The organism is Pseudomonas sp. NFACC42-2 (assembly GCF_900116055.1).
GTDB classification, from domain to species: domain Bacteria; phylum Pseudomonadota; class Gammaproteobacteria; order Pseudomonadales; family Pseudomonadaceae; genus Aquipseudomonas; species Aquipseudomonas marginalis.
In genome coordinates this window covers 397,908-413,315 of record NZ_FOZO01000001.1, presented here as the reverse complement: position 1 = coordinate 413,315, position 15,408 = coordinate 397,908, and the positions used below count along the sequence as shown (strand labels likewise).

Sequence of the window (15,408 nt, the reverse complement as noted above, 5' to 3'; positions counted from 1 at the left end):
TCAAGGAGGGCCCATGTCTCTTACACGTTCGGATCGTTATCGCGGCAGTCTGCTGGGTTTGGCCTGTGGCGATGCAGTCGGGACCACGGTGGAGTTCATGCCCCGTGGCACATTTACACCGCTCACCGATATGGTGGGAGGAGGGCCATTCAACCTCAAGCCCGGCCAGTGGACCGACGATACTTCAATGGCGCTGTGCCTGGCCGAAAGTCTGTTGCGCAAAGAGGGTTTTGACGCGGCGGATCAGATGGGTCGATATCTGAATTGGTGGAAATGGGGCTATTTGAGTTCCACCGGCGACTGTTTCGATATTGGCCTGACCGTGAGTAAGGCGCTAACGGCGTATCAAGACAGTGCAAACCCCTTTTCAGGCTCTACGGATCCGTATTCCGCCGGAAATGGTTCGTTGATGCGCCTTGCACCGGTGGTGCTGTTTTACTTTCCGGACCTTCAACGTATCCGCCATTACGCCGCCGAAAGCTCGCGCACCACCCACGCTGCTCAGGAAGCAATCGAGTGCTGCCTGGTGCTGGCCCAGGCAATCAGCAATGCGCTTGAGGGTGTTTCAAAGGATCAGGTATTGCAGTTGGCGCAGATGGACCTCGCGACCGCCAAAGTCGCCGCACTTGCGCAGGGCAATTACCTGGATAAGTCCCGTGATGACATCGTCGGCACCGGCTACGCCGTGGCGTCTCTTGAAGCCGCACTCTGGTGCTTCCACCATACCGACAGCTTTGCGGCGGCGGTGCTGATGGCGGCCAATCTGGGTGATGACGCGGACACTACCGCAGCCATCGTTGGTCAGTTGGCTGGTGCTTACTATGGTGTGCAAGCGATTCCCGAGGGCTGGTTGGAAAAGTTGTGGATGCGCGAGGAAATCCAAGGCATGGCGGATGCCCTGTTGGCGGCCTCGACCGGTAATCTCGTTCAGTGAAGTCAGTACAAATACGGGAGGTCCCGCTGAATCTTCGGCTTAGCGCTGTCGCACAGCAAACGGTAACCCCCGTGGTGAGGGAGCTTGCTCCCGTTGGGCCGCGAAGCGGCCCCAAAAAGGGGACTGCTGCGCAGTCCAGCGGGAGCAAGCTCCCTCACCACAAGAACCTCAAAACCGCCCCAGTCGATACGCCCCTAGCGCCGGCAACCCTGAAAGCACAGGCGCCCCCGACGCCATTTGCCCCACCATCTCCGCCGTCACCGCCGCCTGGGTCAGCCCCAAATGCTGATGCCCGAACGCAAGCAGCACCTTCCCGTCACACACCCGATCAATAATCGGCAGCGAATCCGGCAGCGACGGTCTGAAGCCCATCCACGGCGTCGCATCCGCTGCACTCAGGTCCTCACGGAACAGTCCCTGGCTTAACCGATGCAACTGCCACGCCCGCGCCATGTTCGGCGGGCGGTCGAGGCCGGCGAATTCCACGGTGCCGGCCAGGCGCAGGCCGCCTGTCATCGGTGTCATGATGAACTTGCGCTCCAGGGACGTGACGGCAAACGGCAGGCGCTGCTGTTCATGGGGCAGCATCAGGTGATAGCCGCGTTCGGTATCCAGCGGGACTTTTTTGCCGGTCAGGGCGGCGGTGAGTCTGGCCGAGTGGGCGTCACAGGCGATCAGGACCTGGCGGGCGGCAAAGGTGCCTTGATCGGTGCTCACGGTGATGCCATCGCCTTCAATCCGCGCATCCAGCACCTGGTGTTGGAGGAACTGCACGCCACTGGCCTTCGCCACCTCCACCAATTCGCAGACCAACCGGTAAGGGTCGAGGAAGTGTCCTGTTCGCGGGAAAAACAGGCCGCCCTGGATCCGGGTGCTCAATTGCGGGGCAACCCCTCGAATGGCATCTACCGACCAGAAATCCACCGGCACGTTTTGCGCCTGCATGCGCCGTTGCAAGCCATCGATGGCCGCCCGGGAGCCTGCCCGTTCGAACACCAGCAGCGAGCCATCTTCGCGCAACAGCCCCGGGCGCTGAATACTGGCCAGCAACCGTTGCCAGGCGCCAAGGCTCGCTTCATTGAGCGTGCGCAGACCCGTCACCGTGCCCTGGTAACTCGCCGGGCGCAGGTTCAGCAGCAGGCGGATGAACCAGGGCAGGGCGCGCGGCAGGTATTTCCAGTCTAGGCGCAGCGGGCCCATGGGGTCCATAAGCATGGCGGGCAAGCGCTTGAGGATCGACAGGTCGGCGATCGGGAACACTTGCTCGGTCGCCAGGTGCCCGGCGTTGCCGTAGGAAGCGCCCATGCCGGGCGCCTGCTGGTCGATCACCCGCACTTTCCGCCCCTGGCGCGCCAGCTGCAGGGCGCAGGCAACGCCAATGATGCCGGCTCCGATTACGGTGATATCCGCAGGGTCAGGGTCGTGCATCAGCTACGCCTCTCTCGACCAGTTGGCATACCACTGGCGAAACAGCGCGTACTGGGTTTCGGCGTAACGCCGCTGGGCATCGCTGAGCACATCGGTTTCGTTGAAGTGCAGGGCGTAGCCCGTGTCGCCGTTAAGCACCATCAGGTGCTTGTAATACAGCACCAGGTCACAGCCTTCATCGAAGGAAGACAGCACCGCCAGCGCCGCTTCCAGTTCCCGGGCCTGGCGCCGGGCCTTGGCATCGCCCTTGGCGGCTTGCTTGCTCAGGGCCACCAGGTGCAGCACTTCGCGGGGCAAGGCATTGCCGACGCCGGTGATCGCACCCGTGGCGTTGCAGTTGACGAAACCGTGCACCACCTGGGTATCGACGCCGACCATCAGGGTCACGCTGTCGTCCTGGGAGGTGATGTGCTCGGCGGCATAGCGCAGGTCGGCAGCGCCACCGAACTCCTTGAAGCCGATCAGGTTCGGGTGTTCGCGGCGCAGTTCGAAGAACAACTCCGCGCGGGTGGCAAAGCCGTAGTAAGGGCTGTTGTAGATCACCGCCGGCAGGTTGGGCGCGGCCTCGAGGATTGCCGAGAAATGCGCCTTTTGCGCGGTGGCGGACGCACCTCTGGACAGCACGCGCGGGATCACCATCAAGCCCTGGGCGCCGACCTTGGCCGCGTGGGCGGCGTGGGCCACCGCCTCGCGGCTGTTCACCGCCCCGGTACCGACAATGGTCGGCACGCCGGCCGCCACCAGGCGCGCCACGCCTTCCTGGCGCTCGGCTTCGGTGAGCAACGGCCAGTCGCCCATGGACCCGCAATACACCACGGCGCTCATGCCGATATCGATCAACTCGCGGCCCTTGGCGACCAGCGCGTCGAAGTCCGGCTTGCGCGCGGCGGTGCACGGGGTCATCAACGCGGGGACGCAACCGGTGAAGATGTTGTCGCTCATTGTTCTGGCTCCTTGCAGCGTTCAATCAAAGGGGTTGGGCTCAGATGCCCCAGGCAAACGGGTCCTGCTCGTCGATCAGCAAGGTGCTGTCGGCGGTCATGTAGGCGCGGCCGGTGATGAAGGGGATGACACGTGTGCCGTCCCATTCATATCGGCCTTCGAAGCGGCTGCCGGTGATGCTGGCTTGTACCCAGGTTTCACCGGGGTTGAGTTTCCCATCGGCGGCCAGGCACGCCAGCTTGGCGCTGGTGCCGGTGCCGCAGGGTGAGCGGTCGTAGGCTTTGCCGGGGCACATGACGAAGTTGCGGCTGTCGGCGTGGGCGTCGTCGGCGAACAGTTCGATATGGTCGATCAGGGCGCCGTCTGCGCCGTGGATGCCCTGGGCCTCGAGGGCCTTGAGCATCGCCCAGGTGTAGTCGGTGAGGGCGTCGACGTTGCTCATCTCCAACGCCATGCCATGCTCGCAGACCAGGAAGAACCAGTTGCCGCCCCAGGCAATATCGCCCTGGACTGCGCCATGGCCCGGTACATCCACCGTCACCTGCTGGCGATAGCGATAGGCAGGCACGTTGCGCAGGGTCACGGCGCCGTCATCGTGCAAGGTCGCGGCCACCGGCCCCACCGGGGTGTCGAGGGTGTGCACGCCCGGCTGGATATGCCCCAAGTGCTGCAGGGACGCCACCAGGCCGATGGTGCCGTGGCCGCACATGCCCAGGTAACCGGCGTTGTTGAAGAAGATCACCCCGCAGGTGGCGCCCGGGGTGAAGGGCGCGCAGTACAGCGCGCCCACCAGTACCTCATTGCCACGGGGTTCCAGCAGGCAGGCGCGGCGCCATGGGTCGTGCTCCGTGCGCAGGTTTTCCAACTGGTCGGCGATGCTCGCGCCCTTGAGCGCGGGGAAACCGGTCATTACCAGGCGCGTGGGTTCGCCGCCGGTGTGGGAGTCGATCACATGCAGTCGCTTCATAACGCGCTCCATCAATAAGAGCTGTGGGCTGCCTTCTTGTGAGTGTAGGGATAGGCATGCAGTGGCCCTATCGTGAACGCGCAGGCTGGGCGGCGATTGATGTTTTTTGCCGATATCGATGACGAAATCAGCACAGTTCGCCCTGCTCGACAGCACCCCAGGCATGGGGCAATCTGCTTGCCATCAAGGTGACAGCCGGGGAGAGACACTCATGCTTCAACGCGCGTTTGCGAGCCTTTGCCAAGGGGCCAGTCCTCCCCACAACATCGAGCAACTATTGACCGGCGTAGCGCAACTGCTGCCGATGCTGGACGTGATCCCCAATGCCGCCATCTTCATCAAGGACCTGGAGGCCCGTTACGTCCTCGCCAACCGCACCCTGGTGCAGCGCTGCGGCCTCAAGCAGTTGCAACCGTTGCTGGGCAAGACCAGTGCCGAGGTCTTTCCCGCACCATTGGGGCCGGGCTACACCGAGCAGGACCGGCGCGTGCTGCAACAGGGTTTTGTGCTGGAAGACCAACTCGAACTGCACCTCTACGGCAGCCGCGAACCCGGCTGGTGCCTCACCCACAAATGGCCGCTGTACAACCACGAAGGCCGCATCATCGGCCTGGCCGGGATCTCGGTCGACCTGCAATCGGCCAGCCAGACCCACCCGGCCTACCAACGCCTGGCCGCCGTGGACGAGCATATCCGCACGCACTTCAACCGCCGCGTCACCCTCGGCGAACTGACGCGCATCGCCGGGATTTCCGTGGCGCAACTGGAGCGCTACTGCAAGCGCGTGTTCCACCTGACACCCCGGCAGATGATCCAGAAAGTACGCTTGGAACACGCCCATCGGTTGCTGCACAGCGACATGCCGATCACCGAGGTCGCGCTGCAGTGCGGCTATACCGACCACAGCGCGTTCACCCGGCAGTTCAAGGCATCGACGGGGTTTACGCCGAGGCAGTATCGGGAAACCTGCTGAGCGCCCGAGCCCCCGTTCAGGCACGCCACATTGCAATGCAACGAATGGCCCACCGAGCCCTCATATGTTCACGAGTAATGTTTAACCACGACAGGTACCAAGCTTATGACCGCGGCTGAAAACAACCATGTGAACTGGCTGGTGGAACAATCGATGCTGCACGCGGCACGCCAGCGCGCCAAGCTCTATTCGGGCCAGGGCCGGTTGTGGCAACAGCCGTACGCGCAGACCCGGCCCCGTGATGCCTCGGCCTTGTCGTCGGTGTGGTTTACCGCCTACCCGGCGTCGATTGTGACGCGCGAGGGTGGTACGGTGCTGGAGGCGCTGGGGGATGAAACGCTGTGGCATGCACTGTCGAAGATCGGCATCCAGGGCATCCACAACGGCCCGCTGAAAAAATCCGGTGGCCTCACCGGCACCCGGCACACGCCGACCATCGACGGCAATTTCGACCGCATCAGCTTCGAGATCGACCCGCAGTTGGGCACCGAGGCGCAGTTGCAGGCGTTGACGCGCATGGCGGCGGCGCACAATGCGGTGATCATCGACGACGTGATTCCGTCCCACACCGGCAAGGGTGCGGACTTTCGCCTGGCGGAGATGGCCTACGAGGATTACCCCGGCCTTTACCACATGGTGGAGATCCGCGAGGAGGACTGGCCGCTGCTGCCCGACGTGGCCGAGGGCCGTGATGCGCAGAACCTCAGCCCGGCCCAGGTGGACGCCCTGCGCGACAAGCACTACATCGTCGGCCAGTTGCAGCGGGTGATCTTCTTCGAGCCCGGCGTCAAGGAGACCGACTGGAGCACCACGCCGGTGGTCATCGGCGTGGATGGCAAGCCGCGTCGCTGGGTGTACCTGCACTACTTCAAGGAAGGCCAGCCGTCGCTGAACTGGCTCGACCCGACCTTCGCCGCGCAGCAGATGATCATCGGTGACGCCTTGCACGCCATCGACGTGATGGGCGCGAAAATCCTGCGCCTGGACGCCAATGGTTTCCTCGGCGTGGAACGCACCCTCGATGGCACGGCCTGGTCCGAGAGCCATCCGCTGTCGATCACCGGCAACCAGCTGCTGGGCGGGGCGATTCGCAAGGCCGGTGGTTTCAGCTTCCAGGAGTTGAACCTCACGGTGGATGACATTGCGTCGATGTCCCATGGCGGCGCCGACCTGTCCTATGACTTCATCACCCGCCCGGCGTACCAGCACGCGCTGTTGATGGGCGATGCCGAATTCCTGCGCCTGATGCTGCGCGAAATGCACCGCCAGGGCATCGACCCCGGTTCGCTGATCCATGCGTTGCAGAACCACGATGAGCTGACCCTGGAGCTGGTGCACTTCTGGACCCTGCATGCCCACGACACCTTCCTTTACCAGGGGCAGACATTCCCCGGCAATATCCTGCGCGAGCACATCCGTGAGCAGATGTACGAACGCCTGGCCGGCGAGCATGCGCCGTATAACCTCAAGTTCGTGACCAATGGCGTGTCCTGTACCACCGCCAGCATCATCACGGCGGCGCTGGGCATTCGCGACCTGGAGGCGATCAGTGCCGCCGACATCCAACAGATTCGCCAGATCCATTTACTGCTGGTGATGTACAACGCCATGCAGCCCGGGGTGTTCGCCTTGTCCGGCTGGGACCTGGTAGGCGCGCTGCCGTTGGCCGCCGAGGAAGTCGCGCACTTGATGCAGGATGGCGATACCCGCTGGATTCATCGCGGCGCCTACGACTTGGTGGACCTGAACCCGGACGCAGAATTGTCGGCCGGCCAGATGCCGCGCTCAAAAAGCCTCTACGGCAGCCTCAACAGCCAGTTGCAGGACCCGGACTCGTTCGCCTCGCAACTGCAAAAGATCCTCGCCGTGCGCCGCGCCTACGACATCGCCGCCAGCCGCCAGATACTGGTGCCCGACGTGCAGAACCCCGGCCTGTTGATCATGGTCCACGAATTGCCGGCCGGCAGAGGCACGCAAATCACCGCGCTGAACTTCGGCGCCACGCCGATCACCGAAACCCTTAACCTGCCGGATATCGCAGCGGGGATGGTGGTGGACATCATCAACGAACGGGTGGAGGGCGACCTGACGGCGGAGGGCGAGTTCACCATTACCCTGGATGCGTACGAGGGGTTGGCGCTGCGGGTTATCAGCAGCACGCCGATGTAACCTCAATCTTCCAAGCACCGAAGAACCCAATGTGGGAAGGGGTGTTGTCAGGCCTGTGGCTGCTTTTCAGCCAACTGAAACCGATACCCCACCCCATACAACGACTCAATCGGGGTTTCCCCCGGGCATACCTGTTCCAGCTTGCGCCGCAGGTTGCGGATATGGCTGTCCACCGTGCGGTCGGTGACCACCCGGTGGTCGGAGTAGAGGTGATCCAGCAACTGGTCGCGGGAAAAAACGCGGCCGGCGGCGCGGGCGAAGGTGTTGAGCAGGCGCAGTTCCAGGGGCGTGAGGTCCAGCGCGATGCCGTCCAGCGAGGCCTGGTAGCGGGCTTCTTCGATCAGCAGGCGCGGCGCGCCGGTGCCGAGCAGCTGCGGGCTGCGGCGCAGGATGGCCTTGACCCGGGCCACCACTTCACGGGGGCTGAAGGGTTTGCAGATGTAGTCGTCGGCACCCAGTTCCAGGCCGAGCAGGCGGTCCACTTCTTCGACGCGGGCGGTGATCATGATGATCGGCACCGCGCTGAAACCGCGCAGGTCCTGGCACAGCTGCATGCCGTCACGGCCGGGCAGCATCAGGTCGAGCAGGATCAACCTGGGCTCGTGGGCACGCACGGCGGGCACCACGTGCAGGCCATTGTCCAGGCACCGGGTGGTATAGCCGGCGGCCTCCAGGTAGTCGCGCATCAGGGCGGCGAGCTTGGGTTCGTCTTCGACGATCAGGATCGGCGGCTCATCGTGCATGGTTCACAGGCTCCGGGGCAGGCGCAGGATCAGCCACAGACCGCCGTAGGGCGAGTGGTCGGCAACCAGGCTGCCATCGTGGGCGTTGGCGATGCTGCGGCAGATTGCCAGGCCCAGGCCGGCGCCGCCATGCTCGCGGTTGCGCGATGACTCGCCGCGGTAGAACCGCTCGAACAAGCGTGGCAACTGGCTTGCGGACACGCCCGGCCCGGAGTCGAGAAAGTCGATACGCACCGTGTCGCGGTCGACCCCCACACTGAGGCGCAACCTGCCGTTGACGTCGGTGTAGCGCAGCGAATTTTCCAGCAGGTTGGAAAACAATTGCTGCAGGCGACTGGCATCCGCCAGCAGCTCCACGGGCTCGCGCGGCAGCTCCAGGTCGAGCTGCAACTGGCGGGCAGCGAAGCGTTCCCGGTACATCGCCAGGCTGTTTTCGAGCACGTCGTTGAGCATGCATGGGGCCTTGCGGTAGGTCAGCGCACCGATATCCGCCAGGGACAACTCATACAGGTCATCCACCAGTTTGCTGAGCATGCCGACTTCGCCGAGCAGGGATTTCATCGTATTCGGGTCCAGGCTGCGCACACCGTCCTCGATCGCCTCCAGCTCGCCGCGCAGCACCGACAGCGGCGTGCGCAGTTCGTGGGAGACATCGGCCATGAACTCCCGGCGCATTTTTTCGTTGCGCTCCAGGGTATAGGCCAACTGGTTGAAGTCGCGGGCCAGTTGGCCGACTTCGTCGTGGGAGGCCACGGCCACGCGGCTGCTGTAGTCGCCGCTGGCCAGGCGGTGGGTGGCGGCGGCCACGCGCTTGACCGGCTCCAGTAGCGTGCGGGCGATCCACCAGGCAATCAGCATCGCCAGCAGCAGCGAGAACACGCCCATCACCAGGCTGGTGCGCAGCTGGTATTGCTGGAAGCGTTCGCCACCGGCCTCGGTCACGCTCTGGAACGGGGTCACGGCCAGCCAGCCCACGGTTTCGCCCGCGACCACAATGGGGCTCACCAGCGCATCCTCACCAATCGCCGTATAGCCGGTGACGCGCTTGCGGTCCTTGTCGAGCAAGGCGATGCGAAACAGCGCACCCGTCAAGTCCGAGGCCAGCGGTGTACGCAGGTCATGGGTGACCCGTTCTTCGTCGGGGTCTGGGCGCATGATGTCGAACCAGCGATCCGGGTGGTTACGCATGAACGCCCAATTGCCTTCACGCGCATAAGCACTGGCCAGGCGCGGCACCACCATGGCCATGCGCTCCAGCGCCTGTTCATTGATATAGCCAAGGAACCCGCGGCCAAAACTCCAGCCGGTGGCCAGGCCCATGCTGAGGATGACCAGCAGCACACCGGCCGATACCGCGACAAACAGTTTGGTGGAGATACTCAACTTCATGAACAAGGGCCGTAAAAGAGTGGACCCGCCCATTTAGGGCCCCATGGAGGAAAGATTCAACCCAGGCTGGCAATCTTCAATTTTCCTGCACATTTGCCCAGCAGCATGACGGTAAGGCTTGCACCACCCCGTCTTGCAGAGGCAACTATGTCGACCAAACTTTTCGCCAAATACCTGGTAACCGCCGCGGTACTCCTGTCGTTCCTCATTCTGGTGCTGCTCGGCGGCTGCTCGGCCGGCGACCCCGCGCCCGCAGTCGCCACCCCCATGGTCTCGGTGATCACCGTGCAGCCCAAGCGCCAGGTAATGACCACTGAGCTGGCCGGGCGCACCCAGGCGTTTATGGTCGCCGAGATTCGCCCGCAGGTCGGCGGTATCGTGCAGCAGCGCCTGTTTGTCGAAGGCGCCGAGGTCAAGGCCGGGCAGGCGCTGTACCAACTGGATGCGGCACCCTACAAGGCGGCATTGGCTGAGGCCCAGGCGAGCCTGGCCAAGGCGCGCGCCACCTTGAAGTCGGCACAGACCACCGCCGCGCGTAACGCCCGGTTGGTGAAGATCGACGCCATCAGCCAGCAAACCAACGAAGACTCCCAGGCCACCCTGCTGACCGCCGCCGCTGACGTCCAGGTGGCCCAGGCCGACCTCGACACTGCCCGCATCAACCTGGCCTACACCCGCATCAGCTCGCCGGTGGCCGGGCGTATCGAGACCTCCACGGTCACCCCCGGCGCACTGGTGGTGGCCAACCAGGACACCGCACTCACTACCGTGCAGCAATTCGATCCGATCTATGTGGATGTGACCCAGTCCACCACTGAATTGCTGGCCCTCAAGCGCGACCTGGCCCGTGGTGTGTTGCAGGCCAACGGCGACGGCGAGGCCCGCATCAGCCTCAAGTTGGATGACGGCAGCACCTACAACCACGACGGCCGCCTCAAGTTCAGCGGGGTCAGCGTCAACCAGGGCACCGGCACCGTGACCTTGCGCGCGGTGTTCGACAACCCGGAGCATGTGCTGCTGCCCGGCATGTACGTGCGTGGCGTGTTGGAGCAGGCCCGCGATGACCAGGCGATCCTGATCCCGCAAAAAGCCGTAAGCCGCAGCGCCAGCGGCATGACCTCGGTGTTGCTGGTGGTTGACGGCAAGGTCGAGCAACGCGTGCTCAGCGTTGACCGCGCCGTGGGCAACCAGTGGTGGGTGACGGCGGGTTTGCAGGCCGGTGAGCAGGTGATCGTCGAAGGTGGCCAGAAAGTCCGCATCGGCGCCGTGGTCCAGACCCAGGCCGCCGATGCCGGCGCCCTGGCGCAGGAGGGTTGAACATGGCGCGTTTCTTTATCGATCGACCGATTTTCGCCTGGGTCATCGCCATCGTGATCATGCTCGGCGGCGCGCTATCCATCAGCCAGTTGCCGCTGGAGCAGTACCCGGACATCGCACCGCCCACCGTGCGTATTTCCGCCACCTACACCGGCGCGTCGGCCAAGACCGTCGAAGACTCGGTGACCCAGGTCATCGAGCAGCAGATGAAAGGCCTGGACAACCTGACCTACATGTCGGCCTCCAGCAGTTCGGCGGGCAGCGCCAGTATCAGCCTGACCTTTGGCGCCGGTACCGACCCGGATGTAGCGCAGATGCAGGTGCAGAACAAGCTGCAACAGGCCGAGTCGCGGTTGCCGCAGTCGGTGCAGAGCGAAGGCCTGACCGTGACCAAGGGCGGCTCGGATTTCCTGATGATTGCCGCCCTGGCCTCGGACAACCCCAGCGTCACCGGCACCCAGATCGGTGACTACATCTCCAGCACCTTGCTCGACTCCATCAGCCGTATCGACGGCGTGGGCGACGTGCAGATCCTCGGTTCGGGCTACGCCATGCGCATCTGGCTGGACCCGGCGCTGCTGGAAAAATACGCGCTGATGCCGTCGGATGTGAGCACTGCGCTGGAGGCGCAGAACACCGAGGTATCAGCTGGCCAACTCGGTGCATTGCCGGCGGTGAAGGGCCAGCAACTCAATGCCACCATCAGCGCGCGCAGCAAACTGCAAACGGCCGAAGCGTTCCGCAATGTGGTGGTCAAGTCCGGCAGCGACGGCGCGGTCGTGCTGCTCGGTGATGTGGCGAGCGTGGAGTTGGGCAGCGAGAGCTATGACATCAACTCGGCCCTCAACGGCAAGCCGGCCGCCGCCATGGGTGTGCAACTGGCGGCGGGCGCCAATGCGCTGGAGGTGGGCGAGGCAGTCAAGGCCAAGCTCAAGGAACTGGCGCCGTTTTATCCCACCGAAATGCAATTGAAGAACGTGATCGCCTACGACACCACGCCCTTTGTGAGCCTGTCCATCGAGGAAGTGGTCAAGTCCCTGGGCGAGGCCATCGTGCTGGTGGTGCTGATCATGTTCCTGTTCCTGCAAAACCTGCGGGCCACGCTGATCCCGGCGATCACCGTGCCGGTGGTGTTGCTGGGCACGTTTGGCGTGTTGGTGTTGTTCGGTTACTCGATCAATACCCTGACCATGTTTGCCATGGTCCTGGCCATTGGCTTGCTGGTCGACGATGCGATTGTGGTGGTGGAAAACGTCGAACGGGTGATGAGCGAGCAGGGCTTGTCGGCCCTGGCGGCCACGCGTCAATCGATGGATGAAATCACCAGTGCACTGGTCGGCATCGCCCTGGTGCTGAGCGCGGTGTTTATTCCCATGGCGTTTTTTGGCGGTTCCACCGGGATCATCTATCGGCAGTTCTCGGTGACCATCGTCTCGGCCATGGTGCTGTCGGTGGTGGTGGCGATGACCCTCACGCCGGCACTGTGCGCCACGCTGCTCAAGCCGGGGCATGCGGTTCAACGGGGCTTCTTCGGTTGGTTCAACCGTTCCTTCGAACGCTGTTCCAGCGCCTATGAAGCGTTGGTCGGCGCTGTCCTGCAACGCTCATGGCGCAGCCTGGTGGTGTATGTGCTGATCGCCGCAGCCATGGCGGCGGGTTATGCCAGCTTGCCTACTTCGTTTCTGCCGGATGAGGACCAGGGCATTCTCATGGCGCAAATCCAGCTGCCGGTGGGCGCTACCGACAGCCGCACCCAGGCGGTGTTGCAGCAGTTCGAGGCGTACATGCTCAAGCAGCCGGAAGTCGAGGCGATGATCAGCATCAGCGGCCTGGGCATGGGCGGCAACAGCCAGAACACCGCGCGGGCGTTCATTCGCTTGAAGGACTGGAGTGAGCGCTCGGACGATGCCGCCACGATTGCCCAACGTGCCACGTTGGCCCTGGCAAGCATCGGCGATGCCGATGTATTCGTGATGCAACCGCCCGCCGTGCGTGGCCTGGGCCAGAGCTCGGGGTTTGATTTGCAGCTCAAGGACCTCGCCGGTCTTGGCCACGACGCATTGGTGGCGGCGCGCGAGCAGTTCATCGCGCTGGCCAGGCAAGACCCGCGCCTGCTGGGCGTGCGCAGCAATGGCCTGGACGACGCGCCGCAACTCAAAATCAGCATCGATGACCGCAAGGCGGGGGCCCTGAGCCTGAGCACCAGCGACATCAACAGCACCTTGTCCACGGCGTTGGGCGGTACCTATGTGAACGACTTCCTCAACCAGGGCCGCGTGAAGAAGGTCTACGTGCAGGGCGAAGCCAGCACGCGGATGCAAGCGGCCGATCTGGACCACTGGTTCGTGCGCAACAGCAACGATGAAATGGTGCCGTTTTCGTCATTTGCCAGCAGTGCCTGGAGCTATGGCTCGCCGTTGCTGGAGCGCTACAACGGCACATCCTCCCTGGAAGTGGTCGGCGACCCGGCACCCGGTGTGAGCTCCGGCGCGGCGATGGACGCGGTGGAGGCGATTGCCCGGCAACTGCCCGATGGCATCGGCTACGAGTGGACCGGCCAGTCGTACCAGTTGCGTCTTTCCGGGTCCCAGGCGCCGTTGCTGTATGCGGTGTCCATCCTGTTTGTGTTCCTGTGCCTGGCCGCGCTGTACGAGAGCTGGTCGGTGCCGTTCTCGGTGATCCTGGTAGTGCCCCTGGGTATCGTCGGCGCGGTGTGGGCCACTCGCTTTACGGGGTTGAGCAATGACGTGTACTTCCAGGTCGGCCTGCTGACCACCGTAGGGCTGGCAGCGAAGAACGCGATCCTGATCGTCGAGTTTGCCAAGCACCTGCAGGAGCAGGGCAACAGCCTGCGCGAGGCGACGCTGATCGCCGTGCGCCAGCGCCTGCGGCCGATCCTGATGACGTCCCTGGCCTTCATGTTCGGCGTGCTGCCCCTGGCCGTGAGCAGTGGCGCAGGTTCCGCCGGGCGCCGGGCCATCGGCACCGGTGTGCTGGGCGGCATGTTCAGCGCCACGGTGCTGGGGATCTTCTTTGTACCGCTGTTTTTTGTGTTGATCCGTCGCCGCTTTGGCCGTGTCAGCACGACGCCCATTGTCGAAAAAGGTGACGCATGACCCGCTTTCTCTTCCCGTTAGTGGCCGCAGTGGTCTTGAGTGGCTGCATCAACCTGGCGCCACACTACCAGCAACCCGAGGCACCGGTGCCTGGCGAATGGCAAGCGGGTGTGCAGGGTGAGGTGCCGGCCGACATCCAGTGGCAGCAGTTCTTTACCGACCGCCGCCTGGCACACCTGCAAACCCTGGCCCTGGCCAATAACCGCGACCTGCGCCTGGCCAGCCTGAATATCGAGAAGGCCCAGGCGCAATACCGCATCCAGCGCGCAGCGGCGTTCCCGACCCTCGACGCCAGCGTCAGCGGTACCCACAGCCGCACGCCGGGCTCGCTGTCCAGCAGCGGCACGGCCGTCACCAGCCACGACTACAGCGCGCAATTGGGCCTGAGCAGCTATGAGGTCGACGTGTTCGGCCGCGTGCAGAACCTGCAGGACGAAGCGCTGGAAGACTACCTGGCGCTGACCGAAACCCGGCGCAGCACGCAAATCAGCCTGGTGGCCGAAGTGGCCAACGCCTGGCTGACCCTGGCCGCCGACAACGAGCACCTGCAACTGGCCGAAGAGACCCTGGCCAGCCAGCAGTCCACCTACGAACTGACCCAGCGCAGCCACGCCCTGGGTGGCTCCACGGCGTTGGCCGTGGCCCAGGCGCAAACCACCGTCGAATCGGCGCGGGTCGATGTGGCCGAGTATCAGAGCCAGATCCTCCAGGACCGCAACGCCCTGCGCCTGCTGGTCGGCAGCGACATCCCCGACGCCTTGCTGCCCGACGCCCACCTGCGATCGGCAGCGGCGTTGGTGCAGGTGCCGGCCGAGCTGCCGTCGAGCCTGTTGCAGCGGCGCCCCGACGTACTGGCGGCGGAGCACAGCCTCAAGTCCGCGAACATCGACATTGGCGCGGCCCGCGCGGCGTTTTTCCCCAGCATCAGCCTCACCGCGAATGCGGGTTCCGCCAGTGCGTCACTGTCCAGCCTTTTCAAGGCCGGCAGCGGCGCGTGGACCTTCGCCCCGAGCATCAGCCTGCCGATCTTCGATGCCGGCAGCAACCGCGCGACCCTGGATGCGGCCAAGGTCGAGAAAGAGATCCAGGTGCAGACCTACCAGCAAACCCTTCAAACCGCATTCAAGGAAGTCGCCGACGCCCTGGCCGTGCGCAGCACCCTGGACCAGCGCCTCACCGCCCAGCAAGCGTTGACCGAGGCGAGCCAGAAGAGCTACGACCTGTCTGACGCGCTCTACCGCGCCGGCTCGCAAAGCTACCTCGAAGCCCTGGATTCCCAACGCTCGCTGTACAGCGCCCAACAGGACCTGATCACCCTGCGCCTGGCGGAGCAGAGTAATCGGGTGAGTTTGTATAAGGTGATGGGGGGAGGGTGGCAGTCGCTTTGAGCTTGATGATTGGGTCTGACAATGGAGTGTTAAGCAGCAGTA

11 protein-coding genes are annotated in these 15,408 nt (G+C 64.0%); 6 read left to right on the top strand and 5 right to left on the bottom strand.

Annotation, left to right across the window (positions count from 1 at the left end; translation table 11 throughout):
- Nucleotides 1-13: 13 nt before the first annotated feature.
- The gene (locus BM416_RS01805; protein ID WP_092484684.1) at nt 14-934 is read left to right on the top strand and encodes an ADP-ribosylglycohydrolase family protein; all 921 of its coding nucleotides are present in this window, start codon (nt 14-16) and stop codon (nt 932-934) included.
- Nucleotides 935-1,102: 168 nt separating this feature from the next.
- On the opposite strand, the gene BM416_RS01800 is transcribed toward BM416_RS01805, so the two are convergent.
- From BM416_RS01800 to BM416_RS01790, 3 genes are read right to left on the bottom strand one after another with little or no spacing between them, the layout of a single operon-like run.
- Nucleotides 1,103-2,362 (bottom strand): FAD-dependent oxidoreductase, encoded by a 1,260-nt coding sequence (locus tag BM416_RS01800; protein WP_092484681.1) that lies wholly within the window; start codon nt 2,360-2,362, stop codon nt 1,103-1,105.
- 3 nt (nt 2,363-2,365) lie between these two features.
- Entirely contained in the window at nt 2,366-3,304 is a 939-nt protein-coding gene (locus tag BM416_RS01795) for a dihydrodipicolinate synthase family protein (protein WP_092484678.1), read from the bottom strand.
- A 40-nt stretch (nt 3,305-3,344) separates the two neighbouring features.
- On the bottom strand, nt 3,345-4,271 hold the full coding sequence (locus BM416_RS01790; protein ID WP_092484675.1) for a 4-hydroxyproline epimerase: 927 nt from the start codon (nt 4,269-4,271) through the stop codon (nt 3,345-3,347).
- A gap of 211 nt (nt 4,272-4,482) precedes the next feature.
- Between BM416_RS01790 and BM416_RS01785 the strand changes: the two genes are divergently transcribed.
- Entirely contained in the window at nt 4,483-5,244 is a 762-nt protein-coding gene (locus BM416_RS01785) for an AraC family transcriptional regulator (RefSeq protein ID WP_092484673.1), read from the top strand.
- Nucleotides 5,245-5,349: 105 nt separating this feature from the next.
- Entirely contained in the window at nt 5,350-7,413 is a 2,064-nt protein-coding gene (treS, locus tag BM416_RS01780) for a maltose alpha-D-glucosyltransferase (RefSeq protein ID WP_092484670.1), read from the top strand.
- 47 nt (nt 7,414-7,460) lie between these two features.
- Here treS and BM416_RS01775 read toward each other — a convergent pair whose 3' ends face one another.
- Together BM416_RS01775 and BM416_RS01770 are read right to left on the bottom strand one after the other, a co-directional pair.
- Nucleotides 7,461-8,156: a response regulator gene (locus BM416_RS01775; RefSeq protein WP_092484667.1), complete on the bottom strand. Its 696-nt coding sequence runs from the start codon at nt 8,154-8,156 to the stop codon at nt 7,461-7,463.
- A gap of 3 nt (nt 8,157-8,159) precedes the next feature.
- The gene (locus BM416_RS01770; protein WP_092484664.1) at nt 8,160-9,545 is read right to left on the bottom strand and encodes an ATP-binding protein; all 1,386 of its coding nucleotides are present in this window, start codon (nt 9,543-9,545) and stop codon (nt 8,160-8,162) included.
- A gap of 147 nt (nt 9,546-9,692) precedes the next feature.
- On the opposite strand from BM416_RS01770, the gene BM416_RS01765 reads away from it, so the two are divergent.
- The 3 genes from BM416_RS01765 to BM416_RS01755 are packed head-to-tail and all read left to right on the top strand — an operon-like array spanning nt 9,693 to nt 15,366.
- Entirely contained in the window at nt 9,693-10,862 is a 1,170-nt protein-coding gene (locus BM416_RS01765; protein ID WP_092484661.1) for an efflux RND transporter periplasmic adaptor subunit, read from the top strand.
- 2 nt (nt 10,863-10,864) lie between these two features.
- Nucleotides 10,865-13,978 (top strand): efflux RND transporter permease subunit, encoded by a 3,114-nt coding sequence (locus BM416_RS01760; RefSeq protein WP_092484659.1) that lies wholly within the window; start codon nt 10,865-10,867, stop codon nt 13,976-13,978.
- Nucleotides 13,975-15,366: an efflux transporter outer membrane subunit gene (locus BM416_RS01755; RefSeq protein ID WP_092484656.1), complete on the top strand. Its 1,392-nt coding sequence runs from the start codon at nt 13,975-13,977 to the stop codon at nt 15,364-15,366. The genes BM416_RS01760 and BM416_RS01755 overlap by 4 nt, the downstream gene beginning before the upstream one ends.
- Nucleotides 15,367-15,408: the final 42 nt, after the last annotated feature.